Source organism: Rhodococcus sp. KBS0724, from assembly GCF_005938745.2.
Taxonomy (GTDB): Bacteria; Actinomycetota; Actinomycetes; order Mycobacteriales; family Mycobacteriaceae; genus Rhodococcus_F.
On record NZ_VCBX02000001.1, the window covers coordinates 475428 to 497313 of the forward strand.

The following is a 21886-nucleotide window of genomic DNA, read 5'->3' on the forward strand; positions in this document are numbered from 1 at the left end:
AGTCGAGGTCATCGGACCGTACGATATTTCAGCATCATGTCGTGGTCCTCGTGGTCGAGAATGTGGCAATGCCACACGTAACCCTGGATCTGTTGTGCCGCAGGGTGATGATCAGCATGGGCCATGGTGGGTAGATAGTCATCCGGGCTGAACAATGCATCCGGATCGAATCCGAGTTCCTCGGCGGTGGGAAATCGGACGATGATTCGGGTGACGGTGCCGCCGTCGACCCGCACGGTGTCCTTCCAGCCGGACTCCCAGGGCGCCGGCGCGATCATGGGGCCCCCGAGAAACCCGTCGACAGCAGGCGTCCACTTGGAACCGATCGGCGGTTGAGGATGTGCCGCTTGATATTCGAATGTCTTCAGAGGTACTCGTCCGAGAATGCGGAACATCACAAGGTGCAGGTGAATCGGATGTGGGTCTGGCGTGATGTTGACGATGTCCCATTGTTCTACGGTGCCCTGGCGGGGCAGTTCGATGTCGGTACTGTCGAAGCGCAGATTGTTGAGAGACATGATTGCGGGTGGTACGCGGACTGCGTACGGCTGCGAGACGGTCACGGTTCGGACCTGGGTGGGAACCTCGAGCGGCGGAAGCGCCGACGGTTGCCGTGCGCCACCGCGAAGCGAGTTCGGCACACTGCCGGTGAACCCGCGACGGGAATCGGCGACGAAACGGCAGAAGGCCGGCATTGTCACCTCGCCGAGCATCGCAGCTTGAAAGGGCGGTTGCTCGTCGTTGATCAATTCGACGGCATCACCTTCGCGGAAGCCGGAGAAGTCCACGAGCACGTCGATGCGTTCGCCGGGTGAGAGCCGAAAGCTCGCCGCACGCACCGGAGCGTCGAGCAGGCCATGTTCGTTGCCGATAACCGCGAAGTGCATTCCGTTGCTGAAGTGGAGGTTCCACACGCTGTACGACCCGGCGTTGATGATGCGGAAGCGGTACAGCCCCCGCGCGACATTCATTCGCGGCCAGACCTTGCCGTTGACCACACCGACGTCTCCGACGGCGCCGCCCTCCCAGGAACCTTGCGGGACGATCGGAGTCGAACGGATGGATTGATACCCGTCGGCTGTGAAGATCTTTTCCTGGAGAATCAGGGGCATCTCGTAGTCTTCGGCGGGTAGTCTCAGAGGGTTGCCGCGCCGGCCGGTGTCGAATTCGTCGCGCAGGAAATACTGACCGGCCAACCCGGCGTAGACATTCAATCGAGTGATGCCCATGGCGTGGTCGTGATACCACAAATGGCCCGCGTGCTGTTCGTTCGGAAAATGGTGTGTGATGCTGCGTCCGGGAGCAATGGCTCGTAGTGGATGCCCGTCGCTGCCGGGTGGTGTGACGCCGCCATGTAGGTGCAGCGACGACGGCGGCGCACGTCGGTGATCTTCGGTGACTCCGTGGATGCTGGTGTCCATGTCGAGCGCCAGTGGATGGTTTTCGAGTCGGTTGGTGAAATTCAGTGTGAGTGCCTCTCCGGCATGACATTCGATGGTGGGGCCCAGGTAGTTGTCACCGCCGAAGCCCAGCGATGGCACGGCGTCGAAATCTCGGTGGAATTGGTGGCGGTGTACCGCGGCGTCGAGCGAGAGTGTGGTTCCCGAAATAACACGCGGCCGCGGGAGTTCGTCGACGAAGGGCGTCATGGGAGGAGAGTGAAAGATCAGTGGACTGCGCAGTTCGCTCCGGGGTGGCGTACGGGTGGCCGACACCAAAGCTGCACTGGTTCCAGCGAGGCCGATTGCACGGAGCAATGCACGCCGCGTGAACTCGTGGCTCACCGTTCACGCCTCCTCCCAGAATGTATTACATACCACACCGTATGGTATGGACAGCGATGTTGCCTGCGGATCGATGAAATACACTTCGATGCAGCAGGATTCGAAACATGCGTGACTCTGGGGTGGTGGACACGGTGACCTACGGAGCGGGTTCATTGTCGAACGATCCGGTGATGCGATCGAACAACCGTAGGCATCTATGATCGACGTGTGAGAGTGAGAACTGAACGCGCCCGCGAGAACGAGCTGCTCTGATGGCGCGGGCCAACCGTCTGAGTGTCGAGAGTTGGCTCGACGCGGCCTTTGATCTCCTCGTGCGAGAGGGGGTTTCCGGGGTCAAGATCTCCACGCTGTGTGACGAACTCGGAGTCACCAAAGGTAGCTTCTACTGGCATTTCGACGATATCGGCGCACTGATGGAAGCGATGGCCGACTATTGGTGCGGCACACAGAACGACGCCGTGCGAGGGCTCGCGGCAATCGAATCCATTCCCGTAGAGCAGCGATTCGAGATGATGGCCCAACTACTGATCGACGAGCGCAATTGGTCGGTCGAGATCGCGGTACGCGAATGGGCGCGAAGCGACGAGAAGGTTGCAGAGGCTGTACGTCAGCTCGATCAACGGATCTTCGACATCATCCAGGAAGCACTGTTGGAGTTGAATTTCGACGCTGAAGGTGCGCGCCTGCGGGCGGGTGCTCTGGTGTATGCCGGAATCGGGTTTGTGCACGGCCGCGGCAGTCTCCCGACGCCAACCAGCGCTGAGCTCCGAAAGATCTTCACTCTGTTGACGCAGAAAAACTGACTATGTTGCCCTCACTTGAGCGCAACCATCTCGTGCAGAGTTGATCCCGTCCGCTCGATCGTTTCCCCGTCGATCGTCACCTTCAGTAAGAAGTCGGAACGGAAGCGGAAGTATCCGGGGCGGCCGAGAAGTCGATTCAGTATGGGCTTGACCAGTCGGGTTCGGGCTACCGGAACGTCAGCCAGGAAGTCGTGCGCATGAACTACCTCGCGCACCGTCAGCGTGAGATCCACCGAACCCGGAATGTGCAGACGCAGCGTCGACGGAAACGATCGATTCGCAACGTCGTGGAAAACCGCCGGCCCCTCGGTCATCTCCAGTTCACCGTTGCTCAGGACGACATCGTCACCGCGGGCCAACATCAGTGGCAGGGACCAATGCTCGCCGTATTTCTTCTGGGTGTGCACGGTGGCGTACACCAGTGAGAAATCGTCGACATACAACCGGCCCCAGTACCAGCGATCGATGATCCGCTTCATGTCCCCGACGCCCCAGTTGTGGTCGTGATAGCCGCGACCACGGGCATCGAGTGTGGCTGCGCCGATAGTGACGGTGCCCGTCACCGAGGCGCGCGGAGCGCCGACAACCCAGGCGAAGAACTCGGTGTCGCCGTAGGTGGTCTGTCCCCGGCCGGGCATCCAACTCGGTACCTCGTTGCGAAATTCGAGATCGAACACGATGTCCTCTTCTTCGAGATGCACTCTGTGCACCGGCAGGTCACCCGAATCGAATTCTGCTACAGCGGTGTTCGGGCCAATCCGAACGTCGCATCGTTCCGTTGACGCGCTGACGTCGGCGGCGGAATACGGTGTGACGACTTCCCGGCGCGTACCGTCCGGGGAGTAGACATGGATTTCGATTCCGGGTTTGCGATTGACGAGTTCACGCAGTTGAAGCATCGCAACCACGATGTGCCCACTGTCGAGATGCGCGTCGAAGTACCAGTGCTCGAAAGCAAATTTGTTGTCGGACGGGTGCGCACCGTTGTCGCTCGGGCGCGTTCGAGTGATCTCACCGTCCTTGCGTCCGGGTCCGTTCCACGCTTCCACGATATTCATGGTGGTCATCGAGCGACTCCTATCGGCGTAGTGCGCCGCTTGCATCGAATGCGGCCTCGCGGCCATTCATTTGGGCGTGGTACCAGTTTTCGCGATGCCTGACCATCGTCTTTTCCACGATTTTGCCGGCGCCGGGAACAAAGCGTCTGACCAATTCCATTGCGGTGATGAGCGGGAATCTCAGTAGGGGAATGAGTAGCCAGGGAATGACACCGGGCATCCGGTACTTCCGCCGTGTGCCCGGCGCCATGAACATCGCGGCGTACACCGAATTGATGCGAAAGTTATACGCCTCCCGTAACCGAGTGAGCCCGCGATGGCCGTCGCGCGGAGCAAAGGCTTTCGGGTAACTCTCGATCAGTTCGCTACCGTGCTTGCCGGAGTCGTACGACCTCGACACAATCGTCATGGCAAGAGCGCGTAGGGAATCCGTCGCGGTTTCCGGGTACCACGTGACGCGCACCCCCAGAAGGTGTCCCATGTACTTCTGGAAGTGGATCAGAGCCCGGACCTCGGATGGTGTGGTGTGGTAGCCGAGTGTCCATAGTGCGAGTCCCGGGGTGACGCTTCCGGCGATCAAGGTCAGGAGCATGTAGCTCTGACTGATCGGAAGCCCCCACTTCGAAGTATCCCATTCCGGGTGATTGGCTACTCGTGACCGCACGGACACGTGCATCACACGAACCTTGAGAGCGGTTGCGCGACCACCGGATCCAGGTTGGAGCAGTGCTCCCGGTTGCGACACGTCGATCCAGAATCGGCAGGTCTCGAGGAACCGTCGTAGTGCGTTGTCGCCCGCATAACCACCGGCGAGAGAGAGTGGGGTGGCAACTGCCGATTCGGTGTAGATCTCCAGTGTTTCCGCTCCCGCGAAACTGAACAGCATTGTGCCCCAGCGCCGCCAGATTGCCGCTCCCTGCTCGACCAGTGCCGGATCAACCCAGTCCGGTACCGTTTCGAATTCCTCGAACAGCACGCGCATGGATTCCGGAGCGTCAGGCAGGGCGTCGATACCGTGGGTGAGGGCGGTTTCGAGCATGGCGCGGCCGGCTTTCGCCCCGATCTCACCGTGGAAGACTTCTTCGACAAATCGTTCGGCGACGGGGTCTCCCGCGAAGAGGTCGTTGCAGAAGTGTTGTGCCTGTTCCGTGGTGGGGAAGATGTCACTGCCGGTCAGTTTTCTGACGATCGTGCGGGCGCGGGCGATTCCGGGTTTGCGTATGCCTTCCCAGTAGGGAAACGCGGTCGGTGTTCGATCACGTGCCGTCATGTCACCGCCTCGAAGCAGAGTCAGGATTGAACATACCCTACCGTATGGTACTGAGTGGGAACTCCGAAAGAATTATTTGAAGTCAGCCTGGACTGTTTTCTCTTTTCGATCTACAGTCATTGTGTGACCGAGACCACTTCCGATCTGAAAGCAAGCCGTACGCAGGCAGAACGCACGGCCACGATGCGCGGGCGACTGCTCGATGCGGCGATCGAATCGCTGGTCGAACTGGGTTACGCACGGACGAGCACCCAGGAGATCGCTCGCCGAGCGGGTGTCTCGCGCGGCACTCAACTCCATCATTTCCCGACCAAGGAATCGCTGGTCGTCGCCGCGGTCGAATATCTGGTGGACAAACGACTGGCGGAAATCCTGTCGGCGGAGGTGGATAGCGGCCGCGGTTTGGAGGTACTTGCCGACGCATTTTCCGGTCCGCTGTTCTACGCAGCACTCGAACTGTGGGTGGCGGCTCGCACCGACCCCGCACTGCATGCGGCGACCGTGCCGCTCGAGCGCAAGGTGAGCGAGGCTCTCGAATTCGGTAGCGCCGAAGTCTTCGGCGATCGCTTCGATTCCGAGACAGTCGAATTGACTGTCGAACTTGTCCGAGGGCTTGCGGTGTCCGCCCTGTTCCGTACCCCGGAAGCCGACGAAGCGCTGCGCGCGCGACTGCTGCCGGCCTGGCAATCCCGAGTGGAGAACAAGTGAAACTTCCCGAACATGTCGAAACGCTGATCGTCGGCGCCGGATTTGCCGGTATGGGCCTGGCGGCCAGAGTGCTTCGCGACGACCCGGCCGCGGATATCGTGCTGATCGAGCGCGCCGCCGACGTCGGTGGCACCTGGCGAGACAACACCTACCCGGGCTGTGCGTGCGACGTGCCGACGGCGTTGTACTCGTATTCCTTTGCGCCGAGCGCAGACTGGAGTCATACCTTTGCCCGTCAGCCGGAGATCTTTGCCTACTTGAAGAAGGTGGCTGCTGACACCGGTATCGGAGATCGAGTGGTTCTGAACTGCGAACTCGAAGCCGCGGTCTGGGACGAGGATATGGCGTTGTGGCACGTGCAGACTTCTCGAGGGGTGTTGACGGCCAAGGCTCTGGTGGCTGCGACCGGAGCACTGTCCACGCCCAGGGTTCCCGACTTTCCCGGTCTCGACCAATTCTCGGGAACCACTTTCCATTCCGCGACGTGGAACCACGAGCACGATCTGCGGGGCGAGCGCATCGCGGTGATCGGTACGGGTGCGTCGGCAGTGCAATTCGTTCCCGAAATCGTCGACAAGGCAGCTCATGTCGCCGTGTTCCAGCGGACTCCCGCCTGGGTTATTCCGCGGGCGGATAGATCACTTCCTCCACTTCAAAAGTCTTTGTACACCAAGGTTCCCGCTGCGCAGAAGGCTGTTCGCGGAACCGTCTACGGTTTTCGCGAGGCGCTGGGCGCGGCAATGTCGCACGCCACCTGGGTGTTACCGGCTTTCGAGATGGTGGCAAAGGCACATCTGCGGCGACAGGTGAAGGACCGCGAGTTGCGCCGGAAACTGACCCCCGACTTCACCATCGGTTGCAAGCGAATGCTCCTGTCCAACGACTGGTTGCGAACCCTCGATCGCGCGGACGTGAGCCTGATCGACAGTGGGCTCGTCTCGGTCACCGAAGACGGAGTGGTCGACGGGCACGGCATAGAACACAAAGTCGACACCATCATCTTCGCAACCGGATTCACGCCGACGGAACCACCTGTTGCACACCTGATAACGGGGAAGCACGGCGCAACGCTGGCCGAACGGTGGAACGGAAGCCCCAGCGCGTACAAGGGAACGACGGTCAGCGGCTTTCCGAATCTGTTCCTCATGTACGGTCCCAACACCAACCTCGGCCACAGCTCGATCGTGTACATGCTCGAGTCCCAGGCCGAGTACGTCAACGACGCGTTGAACATCATGAAGCGCGAGGGGCTCGACGCACTCGACGTAGATGAGTCGGCACAGGCGCAGTACAACAAGGGAGTCCAGCACGAGCTGAAGCACACGGTGTGGAACAAAGGCGGCTGCTCGAGCTGGTACATCGATGCCGAGGGGCGTAACTCGGTGCAGTGGCCGACGTTTACCTTCACATTTCGTTCCCTCCTCGGGAAATTCGATCGGGAGAACTACTCGGCCCGGAAGATCGAAAGCGTCGACGCATGAGCGCAACGCACTACGACGTCGTAGTCATCGGATCGGGGTTCGGCGGTAGCGTCGCCGCTCTTCGTCTGACGGAGAAAGGCTATCGCGTCGGAGTGCTCGAGTCAGGTCGCAGATTCTCCGACGACGAGCTCCCCGAAACCAGTTGGCGACTGCGAAAGTACCTGTGGGCGCCGTGGATCGGGTGTTACGGGGTTCAACGCATTCACCTTCTCCCGGATGTTCTGGTCATGGCAGGTTCCGGAGTTGGCGGCGGATCACTCAATTACGCCAACACCCTGTATCAGCCACCCAAGCGATTCTTCGAGGACCGGCAGTGGGCACACATCACCGACTGGCGAGACGAGTTGGAGCCGTACTACGACCAGGCAAAACGAATGTTGGGTGTGCGAACCAACCCGTCGTTCACTCCGGCCGACGCGGTGATGAAGGAAGTGGCCGAGGAAATGGGCGTGGGCGAGACATTCACGTCCACACCAGTTGGCGTCTTCTTCGGGGATGCCGGAGTGTCCGTGCCCGATCCGTTCTTCGGCGGGAAAGGGCCGGAGAGAACGGGGTGTACCGAATGCGGTGGCTGCATGACGGGGTGCCGCGTCGGCGCGAAGAACACATTGGTCAAGAATTATCTGCACTTGGCTGAAAATGCTGGGGCGCAAGTTCATCCGCTGACAACCGTCACCGATCTCCGGCCGCGTGATGCCGGTGGGTACCAACTGCTCGCTCGGCGGACGGACGGTATCCGAAAGCGCGAACAGGTTTTCACTGCTGATCAGGTAGTGGTGGCTGCCGGCACGTATGGAACAGCACGGCTGTTGCTCGGGATGAAGGAGTCCGGCGCGCTGCCGCGTCTGTCGAATGCGCTGGGCACTGTGGTTCGCACCAATTCCGAAGCGGTGCTTGCCGCAACCTCGAAGTCGCGTCGACGCGACTTCACGCAGGGTGTTGCCATCACGTCGTCGTTCCATCCGGACGATCACACGCACATCGAACCCGTGCGATACGGAAAGGGCAGCAATGCAATCGGCCTCCTGCAAACTGTTCTCAGCGACGGTGGTGGGAAGGTGCCGCGGATTTTGAAGACGCTGGCCGTGGCTGCGCGCCATCCGGGCGCCTTTGCTCGGTCACTGTCGGTGCGGAACTGGTCCGAGCGGACCGTCATTGCTCTGGTGATGCAGACGGACGACAATTCTCTCGAGCTGTCCAAGAACAAAAGAAGGTTCGGACGCTCGCTTACCAGTCGCCCTGGTCCCGGTGATCCGCCACCGACGTGGATTCCGCAAGGCCACACCGCTATTCGTAAAGTGGCGCAGAAGATCGACGGTGATCCGGGTGGTTCCATCGCCGAGATCGTGAATATTCCGATGACGGCACACTTCCTCGGCGGGTGCGCGATAGGCGACTCACCGTCTGCGGGCGTCGTCGATCCGTATCTGCGTGTGTACGGGTACAACGGGCTGCACGTGATGGACGGTTCGGTGGTGAGTGCCAATCTTGGTGTGAATCCCTCGTTGACCATCACCGCGCAAGCTGAGCGTGCATGCGCGCTGTGGCCCAACGCCGGCACCGATGACGCTCGGCCGGCGGTAGGGGCTCCGTATGTTCGCCTCGATCCGACGTTGCCGTCCAGCCCGGTGGTGCCCGAGCATGCTCCGGGAGCCCTGCGACTTCCCCTGATTCTCCGAACCGAGAAGGTGCCAGATGTGGAGCGTCCCTGAATCGACAAGCCAAGCCGCCGACTGGCCGGTGAGTGATCCGCCGCCGTGGCCCGCGCGTGTCCGGGCCACGTTGTGGTGGCATCGGAGCACGTCGGCGGCCCGTGAGCTCGGGCAAGGCGGCCGAACTATCCCGATGACCTTGGCGATGATGGTCGATTACTTGGACTCTCCGGTGGGGCCGTACCGAGAGATCCTGGCCAGTCCGGTGCTGCGGATGCCGGGTAGGCGGATCGGGCCGATGCCTCGGATGGGGGTGCCCTTCATCGCGGTGGATTCGGAAGCTTCGGTGCACGGTGGCCGCACTCATTGGGAACTGCCGAAGGTTCTTGCGCAGTTCGACGGGGATGTCCTCGGAAGTACGGCTGCGCAGGGGGACGGGTGGAAGGTGAACACCGCCGCCCGGGCAAAGGGGCCAACTCTGCCCATCGTGGGAGCTCTGGGTTTTGCGCAACCCACCGATGACGGGCGGTTGGCTCTCGCGTCGGCGCGGCTCGCCGGTCGGTTCCGCTACGCACGTGTCGACGTTGATTCCGTGGGGCCGACGTTGCCGAATTGGCTGGTAGCAGGCTCACATCATGGAATTGTCATCACGGAAGGAAAGATGAGGACCGGCCCCGCCAAGCGAAAATAGACCGAAAGAAGATGAAGGCCGCTCAGTGCAATGACTGGGCGGCCTTCGGCGTCGACGCCCCACAGGCGCCTCTCGGCGGTAGGTCGCTCGCAGCGACAATGGGGTGGGGCCCGGGGCTTGTTCGGGCGCCGACGAAGTGATCAACGGACTCGCGAGCCGTTTTGTTCCCGGACGCGGGCTGTGACCCGAGTCACGAATATGGTTAGGTAACCCTTTTCTTGACTAATTCCAGAAAAGGCGCATACTGGGAACCATGCATGACGACGGGCAGGATCTCGACCTCCGGGCGCAACTGCGTGCGGCCGGGTTGCGAGTCACTGCACCTCGTCTTGCAGTTCTGAATGCGGTTACAGCCCAACCGCATTCAGACGCAGATTCTGTTGCAGCGCAGGTGCGGCAACAGTTGGGATCCGTATCCACCCAGGCTGTTTACGACGTGCTGAAGGCATGCGTGAACGCAGGGTTGCTACGACGCATCGAGCCCGCGGGTTCGCCCGCACGGTTCGAGACGAGAACTGGGGACAACCATCACCATCTCGTGTGTCGTAGCTGCGGCAAGGTCGTCGACGTCGATTGTGTTGTCGGCCAAGCTCCCTGCCTGGAACCGTCCGATTATCACGGCTTCGAGATCGATGAAGCCGAGGTCGTGTTCTGGGGCCGTTGCAACGATTGCCTGACGAGTTCTGCCGAGTCGAACAATGTCTCCGACGCGGTTTCACAGAATCACGAAGCAGCCCGCTAACAGTACGGCCCTTTTGCCGCACAACCCCTTTGACTTTAGGAGGCTTTGCCATGACCAAGCCCACCACGAACAACTTCGGTATCCCGGTAGCCAGCGACGACGAGTCGTTGACCGCAGGTATTCAGGGACCGGTCCTGCTTCACGACCACTACCTGATCGAGAAGCTGGCCCAGTTCAACCGCGAGCGCGTCCCGGAGCGCGTCGTGCACGCCAAGGGCGGCGGCGCTTTCGGTGAACTTGTCATCACGAACGACGTCAGCAAGTACACCAAGGCCAATTTCTTGCAGCCCGGCAAGAAGACCGAATCGCTGGTGCGTTTCTCGACCGTCGCCGGTGAGCAGGGTTCTCCGGACACGTGGCGCGACCCGCGCGGGTTTGCCATGAAGTTCTACACCGAAGAGGGCAACTACGACCTCGTCGGCAACAACACCCCCGTGTTCTTCATCAAGGACGCCATCAAGTTCCCCGACTTCATCCGTTCGCAGAAGCGTCTACCGGGTTCGGGTCTGCGCGATCACGACATGCAGTGGGATTTCTGGACTCTGCGTCCCGAATCCGCTCATCAGGTGACGTGGCTGATGGGTGACCGCGGCATTCCGAAGACGTGGCGCAACATGGACGGCTTCGGCTCGCACACGTATCAGTGGGTCAACGCTGCCGGTGAGCGTTTCTGGGTGAAGTACCACTTCAAGACCGATCAGGGCATCGAGTTCCTGACGCAGGCAGAAGCTGACAGCCTCGCGGGCAGCGATCCCGATTACCACCGCGCGGATCTGTACAACGCCATCGAAGCCGGCAACTTCCCGAGCTGGACCATGAACGTCCAGATCATGCCGGTCGACGAGGCCGAGGGCTACCGCTTCAACCCGTTCGACCTCACGAAGGTGTGGTCCCAGAAGGACTACCCGCTCATCGAGGTCGGCAAGTGGACCCTCAACCGCAACCCGGAGAACTTCTTCGCGCAGATCGAGCAAGCGTCGTTCGAGCCGTCGAACGTGGTGCCTGGCATCGGATTCAGCCCGGACAAGATGCTCCTCGGCCGGGTGTTCTCCTACGCCGACGCCCATCGCTACCGCATCGGCACCAACTACGCCGATCTGCCGGTCAATGCGCCGAAGAACGAGGTGAACTCCTACTCCAAGGAGGGCGCCATGCGGTACAGCTTCAACTCGCCGTCGACACCGGTGTACGCGCCCAACTCGTACGGCGGACCGCACGCCGATCCGTCGGTTGCCGGTGACGAGGGCCTGTGGTCGTTCGACGGTGAAGCAGTACGCGCCGGATACATCGAACACGCTGAGGACGGCGATTTCACTCAGGCCGGAACCTTGGTCCGCGAGGTCCTCGATGACGCTGCGCGTGAGCGCCTCGTGAGCAACATCGTCGGCCATGCATCGGACGGAGTGAGCGAAGCAGTTCTGCTGCGCGTCTTCGAGTACTGGAAGAACGTGGACGCCGATCTGGGCAAGCGCGTCGAAGAAGGTGTGCGCGCCGGTCAGTAACGGGCGACCTCGCACGTAAGAATGCGGGCCGCTGCAAGGGAATCCAACTCCTTGCAGCGGCCCGCATTTTCTTGTTTTACAGCAGCCCCCACCAGTAGAACAACGTTGCAAGAATGAATTCGACGACAAAATCCACGACGATTCTCCTTCACTTCGACGTACATTCCATGATCCGCGCGTGCCGGCACTGTTTCGACTGAGGCTTCGGCGGGCAGTCGAGTCGTAGGACTGTCTGTGCGGTCCCTTGTGACACCTGGGTTCAGGAGAGGATCGGCCATGATGCGTATCGGCTGCACGTTGATGACGGAGCAGGCTGGGCCCAAGGACCTGATCCGGCATGCGGTTCGGGCCGAGCAGGCCGGGTTCGACTTCGAGGTGATGAGTGATCACTACTCGCCGTGGCTGACCGAACAGGGTCACGCCCCGTACGCTTGGTCGGTTCTCGGCGCGATTGCGCACGCCACCGGATCGGTTGATCTGATGACCTATGTGACGTGTCCGAGCATTCGATATCACCCGGTGGTGATCGCGCAGAAGGCGGCAACGATGCAGATACTCGCAGACGGGCGGTTCACGCTCGGATTAGGCACCGGCGAGTGTCTCAACGAGCACGTGGTCGGTGACGGATGGCCGTCGATCGATGCCAGGATGGACATGCTGGAAGAAGCAGTGGCCATCATTCGGGCTCTGCATTCCGGTGATCTGGTGAGCTGGAAGGGCGAGTACTTCGACGTTCAGTCGGCTCGTATCTGGGATCTGCCCGAAATTCCCGTCCCGCTCGCAATCGCGATGTCCGGGGACAAGTCCGTCGAGCGATTCGGGCCGATGGCAGACGATCTGATCGGTGTCGCACCGGATTCGCGGCTCGTTCATCAATGGAAACATGTGCATGGTCGCGCGTTCGGGCTTCCCCCGGCGCGCAAGGCCGTCGGCCAGATTCCGATTTCCTGGGATGACGATCGGGACGTCGCTGTTGCCCGTGCGCATCAGCAGTTCCGGTGGTTCGGCCTCGGTTGGCCGGTGAATTCCGAACTGCCGACCCCGGCCGGGTTTGCTGCGGCGTCGCAGTTCGTCCGCAAAGAAGATGTGGCAGAAAATATCCCGTGCGGTCCCGATCTCGATGCGATCGTCGAAGCCGTCAAGGCATACAAGGATGCGGGTTTCACCGATGTGGCGCTGATACAGATCGGCGGCGATACGCAAGACCGCTTTTTCGACGAGGCTGCAAAACCGCTGCTGGAGGCGCTGCACGTCGAATTGGGTTGATCGAGAAGGTCAATCGGGTTCCGCCGAGTGGGCTTGCGTCGAGTCGTGCGCTGCCACCGTGCAATTGAGCCTGTTGAGCGACAAGGGCGAGTCCCAGACCGCTTCCGGACTCGCCTGCGCCGGTTCCGCGAACAAAGCGTTCGAACATCGCTTCCCTCTCGGTTGGGTCTATCACGGCGCCGTTGTCGTCGACGAAGATCGTGGCGGACCCTCTGCTTGCCCCTGCTCGGACGGTGATCTCGACCGTGTCGGCGTGACCGTGCCGGACGGAATTGGTGACGGCGTTGGTCAAGACCAAACGGATTCCGGCCGGAAAGGCGTGGACTGAAAGCTCGTCCGGTGCAGTCAAACGAAAATCGAGCTGAGGGTGCAGCCGAGCGGCATCCGCGACGGCGCGATCGGCAACCTCCACCAGATCGACGTCGTCACAATCCTCGGGATCGGCCACGTCGCCCAGTGCCAGTGTCTCCAAATCGGTGAGGGTGCACTCGATCTGCCGTTGAGCGGCCAACAGCTCGCCCGCCAACTCGCGACGCTGGTCTTCCGTGAGTTCCAAAGTCGCGAGGACTTCCAGATCGGTGCGCATCGATGTCAGCGGTGTGCGTAGTTCATGGGCTGAGACTCGGGCGAAATCGCGAGCCGATTCCAATGCCTGCTCGGTGCGGCTGCGATCGAGTTCGATTCGACTGAGCATGCTGTGGATTGCTTCCGACAGTTCTTCGGCCTCGCGAGTCCCACGCACTGACGGTGCCCGGAGGGACAGCCCTTCGACGTCGAGATCATTACCGATCGCGCTGGTGGTTTCGGTCAACTCCGCAAGAGGCCGGACGGCTCGGCCGGTGAGGAACCAGCCGAGCCCGGCTGCGGCAAGAATCGCGATTACTGCCGCAGCCGCCACCTTGACCTGCTGCTCGCGGATCGCCTGGGTCAGTGGGTCTTCCGGGATACTGACAGCCAGTGCCGTGCCACTGTCGCCGGGCACGAGAACATCCCGACTGCGGACGTCGGTGGTGGCCAACGCGCTGATGGTCGTGGAATTGAATCCAGGGTCGACTACGAACGGTTCTGTTGTTGCGGACGGTGTTTCGATGAAGACCGGGCTCGGCGCACTCGCCGCGACTCCGAGGGTGAGGGAATCGAGGGTGCGTTCCAGTTGTTCGGAGCCGTTGACACGCAAGAAGACCGCGAACGCAATTCCGATCGTGGCAATCACGATTCCGGCGGCCAGACCCGAGGCGATAGCCACTCGAGTCTGTAGGGAGAACGGCCGCTTCATCGTTCGGCCCGCAGGACAAAGCCGACTCCACGGACAGTATGGAGCACCCGTGGGGCGCCGTCGATTTCGAGTTTCTTGCGTAGGTAGGTGACAAATACATCGACAACATTGGTATCGGCGGCAAAATCGTAACCCCAGACGAGGCGCAGAAGCTGGGACCGACTCAGCACCACACCGGCATGTTCGGCGAGGACGGAGAGTAAGTCGAATTCTCGTTTGGTCAGCTCGATTCTCCGGCCGTCGACGTGGGCGCGATGGCCGCGCAGGTCAACCGTCAGAGGTCCCACGACGATCGGGTGATCAAGAGTTGGGGCGCTTCGCGTCGTGCGTCGTAGCAAGGCGCGCAGTCTGGCAACAAGTTCCGCCAGTTCGAAAGGCTTGGTGAGGTAGTCGTCGGCGCCCGCCTCCAACCCGGCAATGCGGTCACCCACGGAGCTTCGGGCGCTGAGTACACAAATCGGGACGTCGTTGCCGATCGCCCGCAAGGCTGTCACCACCCCAACGCCGTCGAGGCCGGGCATGTTGACATCGAGAACGAGGGCAGACGGACACTGTTTGCTCACCGAGGCCAAGGCAGATCGGCCGTCGACCGCTGTTGCCGTGTCGAAGCCAGACAGTCGCAATCCACGTTCGAGCGAGTTCAGTACCTTTGCGTCGTCGTCAACGATCAGAATGCGCTCGCGTGTACTCACCCCAGCCATAGTGCCACCGGATTTCGGCCTGGGGCTTCACACCGAGCGAGGGCCACCGCATTCTCATCAACTCCTAAGAAACCGACAACAGATCTGCAGTGTTGGCTTCATAACCTCGGGTTTCTCGGCCGCGACCGCGCCGAGAATTCCAGAACGTCCGATCAGGGAGAACAACGATGACGCGATTGACAGTGAACGGCAAGCGGGCCCGCCGGACCGGTGTGGTGGTGGCGTCCGTGGCGGTACTCGGCATGGCCGCGGCGCCGGGAATTGCCTGGGCTTCCAACCCGATTTCCGACGGGTCGCCGGTGGCTGTGCGATCCATCGCGACCGCTCCGGCCGAGCTCGGTGGGGCGCCCGTAGCGTGTGGCGCCATGACTCCGATTTCCGACGAGGAGCTGCAGAAGCTCATCGACGAGGGCAAGGTTGTGCGCGCGGAAGAAACCGGTACAGCTGCAATCACGATCGAAGTACCGAGCGAAGCTGCGACATTCATTGCGAGTGAAGGGGTGCCGGCGCTGCCGACCGTCGAGTGGGCTCCGACAATCGAGGGTGCTCCGGCAGCGGTGCTCGACGTGGCCGGCGTCGCTCCGCTGGTAGAAGGGGTTGCTCTGTCTTGCACGGTCGCCGCGGGGTGACACGCGAATAAGCAGCAGGCTGACGAGCGAAAGGAGCTCCGCATGAACCTCTTTGACCTGGAACGGTACGACCGTACTGAACTCGAGATTCACGGCGGGGAAGTCTGTCGGTAGCCCTTGCTACGTTCGTGGCGGTCTCGGCGAGCATGCCGGGGCCGTCGCCGACGGCGTCATGTGTGTGGTGTCTTGTGTCGAGTTCTGCCGGCTCGATGTAAGGCGCGTTTCGAAAGGTGTTGTGTTTCATGGTCATGGGCCCCACCCACGCGATGTCCGGTGCTGCTGTGGGTCTGGTGGTTGCCGAACTCTTGCCGCTCGACTGGGGTGGGCCCACCTCCACTGCCGAAACGCTGACGTTTGCCGGGGTGTGCGCGGGTGCTGCGTTGCTTCCGGATCTCGACACGAGCCAGTCGACGGTTTCCCGGTCGTTCGGGCCGCTGAGCAAGGCGCTGGCGCAGGGTGTTGACGCGGTGTCGGTTGCCTTCTACCGGATCACCAAAGGCAAGAAGGACGGTAAGCGGCGCGGTGGCCACCGGACGCTGACCCATACGGCGTTGTTCGCGGCCGGGCTGGGCACCGGAGTTTCCGCGCTGGTTGTCCAGTTCGGAAAGCCGGCAATCATCATCACGTTGTTCTTCTGTTTGGGCTTGGCTATTCGCGGTCTGGCGGGGGACTTCGCGAAAGACAAGGGCTGGCTGGTCGTCTCCGCGTTGGCACTGGCCCTGTCTGCCGTGACGTGGCAGCAGTATCCCAGCGAAGCGGGATCCACCGGATTGGGCGTCGCGGTTGCGTTGGGATGTGCGACGCACTGTCTGGGCGATGCCATCACCAAGGAAGGCGTGCCATTTCTTGCGCCGCTCATTCCCCTGGGCGGTAAACGGTGGTGGGAACAGCGACTTCCGTCGTTCCTGTCGATACGCGCGGGCGGCAACCTCGAAAAGGTGTTGATCGGCCCGGCGCTCACGCTCCTCACGGTCTGGCTGATCGTGGGTGCGTTCGACGGTGCGACTGACGCCGTCTATGCGGTGTTCTCACCGACTCCGTAACTATTATTACGGAACCACTGGCATCGTAATGGAACTTGTTCTAGGTTCATCTCTACGTAAGTCCGATTCGGCAGAGACGAGTGCTCGTGGAACACAACGGTTCAGTGGAACAAAGTGCTGGGGATCGAACATCTCATGCCAGTTCGGTCAGTAGGCGAGGGTTCATGGCGGCCGGTGTCGGCGCCGCAGCGCTCGCCGGTCTGACCTGGTCACCGGCCGGAGCTGTGCCGTGGGGCCCACAATCCACGCTCGCTCCGCCGCCCGAGTTCCCGGCCGGTATCCCGCTGTCCCAGCAGGCCTACGCCAACTGGTCCAAGGAGATCATTCTCGATCAGGTGTGGACGGCAACGGCTCGGAACTCGGACGACGTGGTTACCCTTGCCAACTGGGCACACCGCAACGGGTACACGGTCCGCGCTCGCGGCACGATGCACGGCTGGAGCCCCCTGACTGTTGTCCCAGGTGCGCCGGTAGATCGAGTGCTGTTGGTGGACACGATGGTTCACCTCAATTCTGTCGACGTGCACAGCGATGGTGATCGCTCCCTCGTGACCGCTGGGGCGGGCGCCAGCATCGAGGCGATCCTCACGGCGCTGCAGAACCACGGCCTGGGTTGGGCCAACTCACCGGCCATCGGTGATCTGTCCATTGCCGGTGCGCTCGCCATCGGAGCCCACGGTGCGACCTACCCCGCTGCGGGAGAAACCATCACCCCCGGCCAGTCGTTCGGGTCACTGAGCAACCTGGTCACGGCCATCACCGTCGTGGCGTGGGACAGCAGTTCGAGTAGTTACACGCTCCGTGAATTCGATCGGTCCGACGTCGAGAGCACGGCATACCTGACCCACCTCGGGCGCACATTCGTCACTTCCGTCACCCTGCAAGCCGGTGAGAACTACCGGTTGCGATGCCAGAGTTTCACCGATATCCCGTGGCAGGAACTCTTTGCACCTCCGGGATCGCCGGGGCGCACCTACGAGAGTTTTGTCGAAGCCTCCGGACGCGTCGAAGCAATCTGGTTCCCTTTCACTGCAACTCCGTGGCTGAAAATCTGGACACCGACGCCCGTCAAACCGCCCCAGTCGAGGGAAGTGTTCGGGCCGTACAACTACTTCTTCTCCGACGCGCTCCCCGAGGCAGTCACCACCCCATTGGGGATGGTGGCCAAGGGATTACAAGCGGCCACGCCATTGTTCGGTGCTTCGCAATTCGGTGCCGTCGCTGCCGGATTGGTGCTCACCGACACCGACGACCTGTGGGGCTGGTCCAAGGACGTGCTGTTCTATCTGCGGCACACCACGGTGCGCGTCGTTGCGGGCGGCGGGGCGGTGATCACCAAGCGTTCCAACATCGCTCGTGTCATCCACGAGATGACAACCTGGCTGAACGAGCGGATGACGCACCTCGCATCGATGGGGCAATACCCCGTGAACATGCCTTTCGAAGTGCGACTGTGCGGCGTCGACGACAACGGCGAAGTCCTGGTGGACAGTGCCGGCGTGCCGGATCTGTCTGCGGTGCGGCCTCGATCGGATCGCGACGACTGGGACACCGCAATCTGGATGAATGTGGTCTCCATCCCTGGCACTCCGGGGCTGTCGGCATTCCTTCGGGACATGGAAAGGTGGATGGTCGCGAACTACTCCGGCGATTACGCCACCTTCCGGCCCGAATGGTCGAAGGGATGGGCATTCACCAACGACGCCGCTTATCAGGATGACGAATTCCTCACGCGCACAATCCCTGCGACCTTCCGGGCCGGCGGTGACGGAAATTGGGACTTCGCCCTTGCCACCTACGACAAATACGATCCGCACCGAGTCTTCAGCAACACCTTCATCGACCAGTTCATGCCGCCCGCCTGAATCTCACGGCGCCCGCCTAAATCTCACGGCGCCCGCTGTTTCTGTGTCAGCCGACGTCCGCGGCAGTCTTCGGTTCCTCCTCGGGTGAGGAGAGCGGCTTGTTCGGGATGAGCGCCGTGGCGATCAGACCCACCACGACAAATCCGGCCGCAAGGTATCCGCCGAGCGTGATGCCGTGAGTCATTGCAGACTGGGCAGCGTCGGCAACGAAGGCCGTGTTCGGTGAACCGGCCAGCGAGTCGATGGCGGCGCCGGCGCTGTCGGTGACTGCCCGCGTCAGCTGATCGGCCTGAGCTTGGTCGACACCGGATTCGGTGAGGTCGTTGTTCAAAGTGGAATTGAGCGTGCTGAAGAACACCGTGGTGAGGACGGCGATGCCCAGTGCGGATCCGAGTTGGCGGAACGCACTCTGAATGCCGGAGCCTTGACCGGCGCTCTGCTCGGGAATCTCTTCGAGCACGACGTTGGTGACCTGCGCCGTCGCAAAACCGACGCCGATGCCGTAGAAGAACAGCACTGCGGCGATGGTCCACCAAGGACTGTCCGTTGCAGCGATGAATCCGAGGCCGGCAAGGCCGAGCGCTTCGAGAGCCAGACCGAGACGAACCAAGCCCAACGGCGAGACCTTCGACGCCATCCCGAAGCTCGCACCACTGGCGACAAAGCTGCCGATGGCAATGGGAACCAGTGCGAGTCCGGCCTGGAGGGCGCTGTATCCGAGCGTGAACTGAAGCCAGAGAGGAAGCACCGCAACGATTCCGAACTCGCCGAGACCGATGATCAGTGTCGCGATGTTGCCGTTGCGGAACGACGAGATGGAGAACAACCGCACGTCCATCAAAGCCCGTGACGGATCGTCACTGCGGGTGAGCACGGTTTGACGGTAGGCGAATGCGCCGAGCGAGATGACGGCGAGAACTAGCGCGATCAGAACCGGCGACGGTCCGCTTGACCAGGACAGTCCGAACAGTTCGAAGGGTTCCTTCGTGGTCAGCCACCCGTACGTACGTCCCTCGACGAGGCCGAAGGCCAGCAGGCCCAGGCCGGCGATGGACAGTGCCGCTCCGGTGGCGTCGACGCGCCCAGCGGTGCAGGGCGACGGTGCGATGAACAGCACTGCGCCGACGAGAATGACCGCGACAAGTGGAATGTTGATGCCGAATGCCCAACGCCACGAAGCATGTTCGGCAAGCCAGCCGCCGAGCAAGGGGCCGAGAGCGGAGGCAGCGCCGATGGTGGAACCCCAGACCGCGAAGGCCTGGCCTCGGGCTTTGCCGGTGAACATCGCGTTCAGGAGCGACAGTGAGGTGGGCAGAATCATGGCGGCGCCTGCGCCCTGCAGGAATCGCGCCAGGATGAGCAGACCGCCGTTCGGTGCCAGGCCGGCCAGCAGGCTCGTTGCGCCGAACACGACGACTCCGGCTATGAAGATGCGACGGGCGCCGACCAGGTCGGCAACTCTGCCGACCAGAAGTAGGAGCGCCGCGAACACGATGGCATAGGACTCTTGGATCCATTGAGCCTGAACGGAATTGATTCCGAGATCCTCGATGATCGAGGGGACTATGACGTTGACGATGGTGGTGTCGACGACGATCAGTGCCACGCCGAGTGCAATGGCAATCAGGCCCAACCACTTGCGGGTGGTGGGTGAGATGTTCACGGATAAACCTCCATTGTGAAGTAACTTTATGATGAAAGTATATTTGAGACGGTAAGTTGTCAACGTGCGCGCTGGGCTCGACCGGCCGCCGTCTGGCACAGGAAAGGTGGGATCACCGAGGTGGAGGCACCGCGCGACATCGCCGTGGAGCGGGAGCGGCTGATGGACGAATTCCGTGCGTACGGTGCGACGTTCACCGAATTCAGCCATCGATTCGCGTCGTGGCTCGGCCTGCATTCCACCGACGCAACGGCTCTGATGGAAATCACGGCTGCCGAGGAGAAGGGTGCGCCGCTCTCACCCGCACGCCTCAGCGAGCGGATCTCACTGACGTCGGGCGCCACCACCGCGTTGCTCAACCGTTTGGAGAAGGCGGGGCACATCGTCAGGACCCGCGAGAATGCGGACCGTCGCGTGGTCACGCTGCACAGCAGTGCGCATGTACAAGATCTCGCGGACGAGTTCTTCGGGCCACTTGCTGTGCGACTCGACGCCATGATGGCGAAATACCCGCCCGAATTGCTGAGTCGGTTCGAGGAATTCCTCGTCGACCTGCACTCGACGATGAACGAACACCTCGAGCAGGACACTCGCTGAACAGAAAAGACCGCCGCTCGACTCCGGAGAGTCGGGCGGCGGTCTTGGCTTCGGTGACGGCTACTTGCCGAGCTTGGCTTGCAGGTCGTCGAGAACCAGGCCGGCACCTGTCGGGCCGAGACCCAGGAACCAGGTTTCGTCGCTGACCTCGCTGGCGCGACCGTCCTTGACGGCGTCCATCGTTGCCCACAACGGACCGGCGGTGACGGTGGTTTGACCGGTGTCCGCGGGGCTTCCGTAGCTCGAGTAGAAGATCTGATCGCCCTCAGCTTCGGTGATCGTCTCCGGGCTGACCTCGACGGCCAGTTCGTCGATGTCCTGGATTGCCGGGCGGGGGAGTCCGACGTCCTTCAGGATGACGCCGATGAAGGACAGGTTTCCGTACAGACGCAGCTTGCCGGACATGAAACGGACCAGCGAGATGGTCGGGGAACCGTCGATCGACGCGCGGACCTCGTCGGCGTGGGCCTGGTAGTCGTTGAGGATCTGCTCGGCCTTCGTTTCCTCTCCCAGGGCGTCACCGGCGAGGAGGAAGTTCTCCTTCCACGGGAATCCGGGGCGGATGCTGAAGACCGTCGGCGCGATCGCCGCGAGCTGCGGGTACAGCTTGTCCTGGCGCAGCTTGCTGCCCAGGATCAGGTCGGGTTTCAGCGCGGTGATCGCCTCGAGGTTGAGGTTGTTGGTGGTGCCCACGTCGGGGACGCCCACCAACTTGTCAGCCAGGTACGACGGCTGGCCTGCGGCGCTTTCCGGGCTGGCGATGCCGACCGGGGTGATGCCGAGCGAGAGCACCTCGTCGAGTTCGCCGCTGTCCAGGACGACGACGCGGGTCGGCTTGGCCTCGAGTGTGACCTCTCCCAGTGCATGAGTAACCGTGCGCGGGAACTCGCCGGGAGCGGCATCACTACCGAGCTTGGCGGTTTCGGTATCGGCAGTGCTGAACAGCTTGCCGCCGGTAGCAACGTCGGTGTTTCCGTTGGCGTTGCTTCCGGCGTCGGAAGTTCCACAGGCCGTTGCGGCAAATACTGTCGCCAGCGCAACCATGGCGACCCGGACCGACGTGCGGGTCCGAAATGAAGTACGAGTGAGCATTAGGCAAGGCTACGCTTGTGATATTGGACGCTTTTAGCTGGTCTCGGGACAATCGTCGCT

The 21886-nt window shown here is 61.8% G+C and carries 19 protein-coding genes; 12 read left to right on the top strand and 7 right to left on the bottom strand.

The genetic code is table 11. The features are described 5' to 3' along the window. Positions 1-8 precede the first annotated feature (8 nt). Positions 9-1784, bottom strand: coding sequence for a multicopper oxidase family protein (locus FFI94_RS02195; protein ID WP_138871548.1), 1776 nt, complete (start codon positions 1782-1784; stop codon positions 9-11). 254 nt (positions 1785-2038) lie between these two features. On the opposite strand from FFI94_RS02195, the gene FFI94_RS02200 reads away from it, so the two are divergent. After that, a complete protein-coding gene (locus tag FFI94_RS02200; protein WP_138871549.1) occupies positions 2039-2590 on the top strand; it encodes a TetR/AcrR family transcriptional regulator in 552 nt (183 codons plus the stop codon). A gap of 11 nt (positions 2591-2601) precedes the next feature. On the opposite strand, the gene FFI94_RS02205 is transcribed toward FFI94_RS02200, so the two are convergent. Both FFI94_RS02205 and FFI94_RS02210 read right to left on the bottom strand, forming a co-directional pair. Further along, entirely contained in the window at positions 2602-3657 is a 1056-nt protein-coding gene (locus FFI94_RS02205) for a lipocalin-like domain-containing protein (RefSeq protein ID WP_138871550.1), read from the bottom strand. Positions 3658-3667: 10 nt separating this feature from the next. After that, positions 3668-4918, bottom strand: a complete 1251-nt coding sequence (locus FFI94_RS02210) for an oxygenase MpaB family protein (RefSeq protein ID WP_138871551.1) — start codon at positions 4916-4918, stop codon at positions 3668-3670. A 183-nt stretch (positions 4919-5101) separates the two neighbouring features. On the opposite strand from FFI94_RS02210, the gene FFI94_RS02215 reads away from it, so the two are divergent. From FFI94_RS02215 to FFI94_RS02245, 7 genes are all read left to right on the top strand, one after another. Then, complete coding sequence (locus tag FFI94_RS02215) at positions 5102-5626, top strand: TetR/AcrR family transcriptional regulator (protein ID WP_313905567.1); 525 nt, start codon at positions 5102-5104, stop codon at positions 5624-5626. Next, entirely contained in the window at positions 5623-7107 is a 1485-nt protein-coding gene (locus FFI94_RS02220) for an NAD(P)/FAD-dependent oxidoreductase (RefSeq protein ID WP_138871553.1), read from the top strand. Before FFI94_RS02215 ends, FFI94_RS02220 begins: the two co-directional genes overlap by 4 nt. Next, a complete protein-coding gene (locus tag FFI94_RS02225; protein ID WP_138871554.1) occupies positions 7104-8819 on the top strand; it encodes an FAD-dependent oxidoreductase in 1716 nt (571 codons plus the stop codon). Before FFI94_RS02220 ends, FFI94_RS02225 begins: the two co-directional genes overlap by 4 nt. Next, complete coding sequence (locus tag FFI94_RS02230) at positions 8803-9450, top strand: hypothetical protein (protein ID WP_138871555.1); 648 nt, start codon at positions 8803-8805, stop codon at positions 9448-9450. The genes FFI94_RS02225 and FFI94_RS02230 overlap by 17 nt, the downstream gene beginning before the upstream one ends. Positions 9451-9703: 253 nt before the next feature. Beyond that, on the top strand, positions 9704-10192 hold the full coding sequence (locus FFI94_RS02235) for a Fur family transcriptional regulator (protein WP_138871556.1): 489 nt from the start codon (positions 9704-9706) through the stop codon (positions 10190-10192). A gap of 50 nt (positions 10193-10242) precedes the next feature. After that, positions 10243-11694, top strand: a complete 1452-nt coding sequence (locus FFI94_RS02240; RefSeq protein WP_138871557.1) for a catalase — start codon at positions 10243-10245, stop codon at positions 11692-11694. A 276-nt stretch (positions 11695-11970) separates the two neighbouring features. Continuing rightward, positions 11971-12960, top strand: coding sequence for a TIGR03557 family F420-dependent LLM class oxidoreductase (locus tag FFI94_RS02245; protein ID WP_138871558.1), 990 nt, complete (start codon positions 11971-11973; stop codon positions 12958-12960). Here the strand turns inward: FFI94_RS02245 and FFI94_RS02250 are convergent. Both FFI94_RS02250 and FFI94_RS02255 read right to left on the bottom strand, forming a co-directional pair. Continuing rightward, on the bottom strand, positions 12857-14206 hold the full coding sequence (locus FFI94_RS02250) for a sensor histidine kinase KdpD (protein ID WP_260683812.1): 1350 nt from the start codon (positions 14204-14206) through the stop codon (positions 12857-12859). The genes FFI94_RS02245 and FFI94_RS02250 overlap by 104 nt on opposite strands. A 26-nt stretch (positions 14207-14232) precedes the next feature. Next, complete coding sequence (locus tag FFI94_RS02255) at positions 14233-14937, bottom strand: response regulator transcription factor (RefSeq protein WP_138871560.1); 705 nt, start codon at positions 14935-14937, stop codon at positions 14233-14235. A gap of 167 nt (positions 14938-15104) precedes the next feature. Between FFI94_RS02255 and FFI94_RS02260 the strand changes: the two genes are divergently transcribed. The 3 genes from FFI94_RS02260 (at position 15105) to FFI94_RS02270 (ending at position 18474) form a co-directional block, all read left to right on the top strand. After that, positions 15105-15566 (top strand): light harvesting protein subunit alpha, encoded by a 462-nt coding sequence (locus tag FFI94_RS02260; protein ID WP_138871561.1) that lies wholly within the window; start codon positions 15105-15107, stop codon positions 15564-15566. 242 nt (positions 15567-15808) lie between these two features. Further along, complete coding sequence (locus tag FFI94_RS02265) at positions 15809-16609, top strand: metal-dependent hydrolase (RefSeq protein WP_138871562.1); 801 nt, start codon at positions 15809-15811, stop codon at positions 16607-16609. Positions 16610-16773: 164 nt separating this feature from the next. After that, entirely contained in the window at positions 16774-18474 is a 1701-nt protein-coding gene (locus FFI94_RS02270; RefSeq protein ID WP_138873557.1) for a cholesterol oxidase substrate-binding domain-containing protein, read from the top strand. A 46-nt stretch (positions 18475-18520) separates the two neighbouring features. Here FFI94_RS02270 and FFI94_RS02275 read toward each other — a convergent pair whose 3' ends face one another. Further along, positions 18521-20137, bottom strand: coding sequence for a DHA2 family efflux MFS transporter permease subunit (locus tag FFI94_RS02275; RefSeq protein WP_138871563.1), 1617 nt, complete (start codon positions 20135-20137; stop codon positions 18521-18523). Between the two features lie 120 nt (positions 20138-20257). Here FFI94_RS02275 and FFI94_RS02280 point away from each other — a divergent pair, with 120 nt between their 5' ends. Continuing rightward, a complete protein-coding gene (locus tag FFI94_RS02280) occupies positions 20258-20734 on the top strand; it encodes a MarR family winged helix-turn-helix transcriptional regulator (protein ID WP_138871564.1) in 477 nt (158 codons plus the stop codon). A 60-nt stretch (positions 20735-20794) separates the two neighbouring features. On the opposite strand, the gene FFI94_RS02285 is transcribed toward FFI94_RS02280, so the two are convergent. After that, positions 20795-21826, bottom strand: coding sequence for an ABC transporter substrate-binding protein (locus FFI94_RS02285; protein WP_138871565.1), 1032 nt, complete (start codon positions 21824-21826; stop codon positions 20795-20797). Positions 21827-21886: the final 60 nt, after the last annotated feature.

Excerpts from the sequence above, each read along its gene's own strand:
- FFI94_RS02200 (WP_138871549.1), top strand. The coding sequence starts at position 2,039 with ATGGCGCGGGCCAACCGTCTGAGTGTCGAGAGTTGGCTCGACGCGGCC.
- FFI94_RS02205 (WP_138871550.1), bottom strand. The coding sequence starts at position 3,657 with ATGACCACCATGAATATCGTGGAAGCGTGGAACGGACCCGGACGCAAG.
- FFI94_RS02210 (WP_138871551.1), bottom strand. The coding sequence starts at position 4,918 with ATGACGGCACGTGATCGAACACCGACCGCGTTTCCCTACTGGGAAGGC.
- FFI94_RS02215 (WP_313905567.1), top strand. The coding sequence starts at position 5,102 with ATGCGCGGGCGACTGCTCGATGCGGCGATCGAATCGCTGGTCGAACTG.
- FFI94_RS02225 (WP_138871554.1), top strand. The coding sequence starts at position 7,104 with ATGAGCGCAACGCACTACGACGTCGTAGTCATCGGATCGGGGTTCGGC.
- FFI94_RS02230 (WP_138871555.1), top strand. The coding sequence starts at position 8,803 with ATGTGGAGCGTCCCTGAATCGACAAGCCAAGCCGCCGACTGGCCGGTG.
- FFI94_RS02235 (WP_138871556.1), top strand. The coding sequence starts at position 9,704 with ATGCATGACGACGGGCAGGATCTCGACCTCCGGGCGCAACTGCGTGCG.
- FFI94_RS02240 (WP_138871557.1), top strand. The coding sequence starts at position 10,243 with ATGACCAAGCCCACCACGAACAACTTCGGTATCCCGGTAGCCAGCGAC.
- FFI94_RS02245 (WP_138871558.1), top strand. The coding sequence starts at position 11,971 with ATGATGCGTATCGGCTGCACGTTGATGACGGAGCAGGCTGGGCCCAAG.
- FFI94_RS02255 (WP_138871560.1), bottom strand. The coding sequence starts at position 14,937 with ATGGCTGGGGTGAGTACACGCGAGCGCATTCTGATCGTTGACGACGAC.
- FFI94_RS02260 (WP_138871561.1), top strand. The coding sequence starts at position 15,105 with ATGACGCGATTGACAGTGAACGGCAAGCGGGCCCGCCGGACCGGTGTG.
- FFI94_RS02265 (WP_138871562.1), top strand. The coding sequence starts at position 15,809 with ATGGTCATGGGCCCCACCCACGCGATGTCCGGTGCTGCTGTGGGTCTG.
- FFI94_RS02270 (WP_138873557.1), top strand. The coding sequence starts at position 16,774 with ATGGCGGCCGGTGTCGGCGCCGCAGCGCTCGCCGGTCTGACCTGGTCA.
- FFI94_RS02285 (WP_138871565.1), bottom strand. The coding sequence starts at position 21,826 with ATGCTCACTCGTACTTCATTTCGGACCCGCACGTCGGTCCGGGTCGCC.